This is a genomic window from Enterococcus sp. 10F3_DIV0382 (assembly GCF_002140245.1).
GTDB classification, from domain to species: domain Bacteria; phylum Bacillota; class Bacilli; order Lactobacillales; family Enterococcaceae; genus Enterococcus_B; species Enterococcus_B lactis.
In genome coordinates this window covers 2,089,285-2,091,383 of record NZ_NGMF01000001.1, presented here as the reverse complement: position 1 = coordinate 2,091,383, position 2,099 = coordinate 2,089,285, and the positions used below count along the sequence as shown (strand labels likewise).

At 49.6% G+C, this 2,099-nt stretch carries 14 tRNA genes and 2 rRNA genes; all 16 read left to right on the top strand.

The features are described 5' to 3' along the window. Positions 1 to 552: ribosomal RNA gene (locus A5849_RS10555) — 23S ribosomal RNA — on the top strand; the annotation flags it as partial. A 94-nt stretch (positions 553 to 646) separates the two neighbouring features. Next, a 5S ribosomal RNA gene (gene rrf, locus A5849_RS10550) occupies positions 647 to 762 on the top strand. Between the two features lie 9 nt (positions 763 to 771). Then, positions 772 to 845, top strand: a tRNA-Asn gene (locus tag A5849_RS10545). Positions 846 to 884: 39 nt separating this feature from the next. Continuing rightward, a tRNA-Ser gene (locus A5849_RS10540) sits at positions 885 to 973 on the top strand. Positions 974 to 987: 14 nt separating this feature from the next. Next, positions 988 to 1,059, top strand: a tRNA-Glu gene (locus A5849_RS10535). A gap of 14 nt (positions 1,060 to 1,073) precedes the next feature. Then, positions 1,074 to 1,146: transfer RNA gene (locus tag A5849_RS10530), tRNA-Val, on the top strand. A gap of 9 nt (positions 1,147 to 1,155) precedes the next feature. After that, positions 1,156 to 1,228, top strand: a tRNA-Asp gene (locus tag A5849_RS10525). A 35-nt stretch (positions 1,229 to 1,263) separates the two neighbouring features. Then, positions 1,264 to 1,339 (top strand) — tRNA-Phe (locus A5849_RS10520). 1 nt (position 1,340) lies between these two features. Then, positions 1,341 to 1,421: transfer RNA gene (locus A5849_RS10515), tRNA-Tyr, on the top strand. A gap of 6 nt (positions 1,422 to 1,427) precedes the next feature. Continuing rightward, a tRNA-Trp gene (locus A5849_RS10510) sits at positions 1,428 to 1,501 on the top strand. 2 nt (positions 1,502 to 1,503) lie between these two features. Further along, positions 1,504 to 1,576: transfer RNA gene (locus A5849_RS10505), tRNA-His, on the top strand. 11 nt (positions 1,577 to 1,587) lie between these two features. Next, positions 1,588 to 1,659 (top strand) — tRNA-Gln (locus tag A5849_RS10500). A 45-nt stretch (positions 1,660 to 1,704) separates the two neighbouring features. Continuing rightward, positions 1,705 to 1,775, top strand: a tRNA-Cys gene (locus tag A5849_RS10495). Between the two features lie 20 nt (positions 1,776 to 1,795). Then, positions 1,796 to 1,880 (top strand) — tRNA-Leu (locus A5849_RS10490). Between the two features lie 61 nt (positions 1,881 to 1,941). Then, positions 1,942 to 2,014: transfer RNA gene (locus A5849_RS10485), tRNA-His, on the top strand. Positions 2,015 to 2,025: 11 nt separating this feature from the next. Continuing rightward, positions 2,026 to 2,097, top strand: a tRNA-Gln gene (locus A5849_RS10480). Positions 2,098 to 2,099 lie beyond the last annotated feature (2 nt).

The following is a 2,099-nucleotide window of genomic DNA, read 5'->3' as shown; positions in this document are numbered from 1 at the left end:
GCGAGACCAACAAGTCGAGCAGGGACGAAAGTCGGGCTTAGTGATCCGGTGGTTCCGCATGGAAGGGCCATCGCTCAACGGATAAAAGCTACCCTGGGGATAACAGGCTTATCTCCCCCAAGAGTCCACATCGACGGGGAGGTTTGGCACCTCGATGTCGGCTCGTCGCATCCTGGGGCTGTAGTCGGTCCCAAGGGTTGGGCTGTTCGCCCATTAAAGCGGCACGCGAGCTGGGTTCAGAACGTCGTGAGACAGTTCGGTCCCTATCCGTCGCGGGCGTTGGAAATTTGAGAGGAGCTGTCCTTAGTACGAGAGGACCGGGATGGACTTACCGCTGGTGTACCAGTTGTTCTGCCAAGGGCATTGCTGGGTAGCTATGTAGGGAAGGGATAAACGCTGAAAGCATCTAAGTGTGAAGCCCACCTCAAGATGAGATTTCCCATTTCTTTAAGAAAGTAAGATCCCTGAGAGATGATCAGGTAGATAGGTCAGGAGTGGAAGTACAGTGATGTATGGAGCGGACTGATACTAATCGATCGAGGACTTAACCAATAGGTTAAAAAGAAAAGAACTCGGCAAAAACTTATATGACTTCAAATCCAGTTTTGAGTGAACAAAATTTACTCAATAAAAGATAACACCACAGTGTGGTGGCGATAGCGAGAAGGATACACCTGTAACCATGCCGAACACAGAAGTTAAGCTTCTTAGCGCCGATTGTAGTGAGGGGTTGCCCCTTGTGAGAGTAGGACGTCGCCACGCTGATGTTATTCCGGCATAGCTCAGTTGGTAGTAGCGCATGACTGTTAATCATGATGTCGTAGGTTCGAGTCCTACTGCCGGAGTTCTCATTTTGAGAAAGAGTATTGAGCTTCTTTCACTCGGGAGAGTTGTCCGAGAGGCCGAAGGAGCATGATTGGAAATCATGTAGATGGTGCAAACTGTCTCAAGGGTTCGAATCCCTTACTCTCCGTAACAAGTTTACCTGGCCCGTTGGTCAAGCGGTTAAGACACCGCCCTTTCACGGCGGTAACACGGGTTCGAATCCCGTACGGGTCATTTAATTGAATGTTGGAGGTTTAGCTCAGCTGGGAGAGCATCTGCCTTACAAGCAGAGGGTCAGCGGTTCGATCCCGTTAACCTCCATAATGAACTGGTTCCGTGGTGTAGGGGTTAACATGCCTGCCTGTCACGCAGGAGATCGCGGGTTCGATTCCCGTCGGAACCGTCGTTCTTGTTATTCAATTAATAATTTTAAAATATGGCGCGGTAGCTCAGTTGGTAGAGCAACGGATTGAAGCTCCGTGTGTCGGCAGTTCGATTCTGTCCCGCGCCACCATGGAGGAGTAGCGAAGTGGCTAAACGCGACGGACTGTAAATCCGTTCCTTAGGGTTCAGTGGTTCGAATCCACTCTCCTCCATTTTATAGGGGCATAGTTTAAAGGTAGAACAGCGGTCTCCAAAACCGTTAGTGTGGGTTCAATTCCTGCTGCCCCTGCCATGGCGAATGTGGCGAAGTGGTTAACGCACCGGATTGTGGCTCCGGCATTCGTGGGTTCGATTCCCATCATTCGCCTTTTTTATTCTTGGGGTATAGCCAAGCGGTAAGGCAAGGGACTTTGACTCCCTCATGCGTTGGTTCGAATCCAGCTACCCCAGTTTCTATAATTTATTCTTTATTTTATAGATTGATAATAGTATAATGGCGGTATAGCCAAGTGGTAAGGCAGAGGTCTGCAAAACCTTCATCACCGGTTCAAATCCGGTTACCGCCTTAGTACTAATAAATCAACTTGCCGGCGTGGCGGAATTGGCAGACGCGCTGGACTCAAAATCCAGTGCCCGTTGAGGGCGTGCCGGTTCGACCCCGGCCGCCGGTATTGACTAAGATGTCTTCATCTTAGTTTTTTATTGAGAAATTAAATAACATCTTTTATGATGGCGAATGTGGCGAAGTGGTTAACGCACCGGATTGTGGCTCCGGCATTCGTGGGTTCGATTCCCATCATTCGCCTTTTTTATTCTTGGGGTATAGCCAAGCGGTAAGGCAAGGGACTTTGACTCCCTCATGCGTTGGTTCGAATCCAGCTACCCCAGTT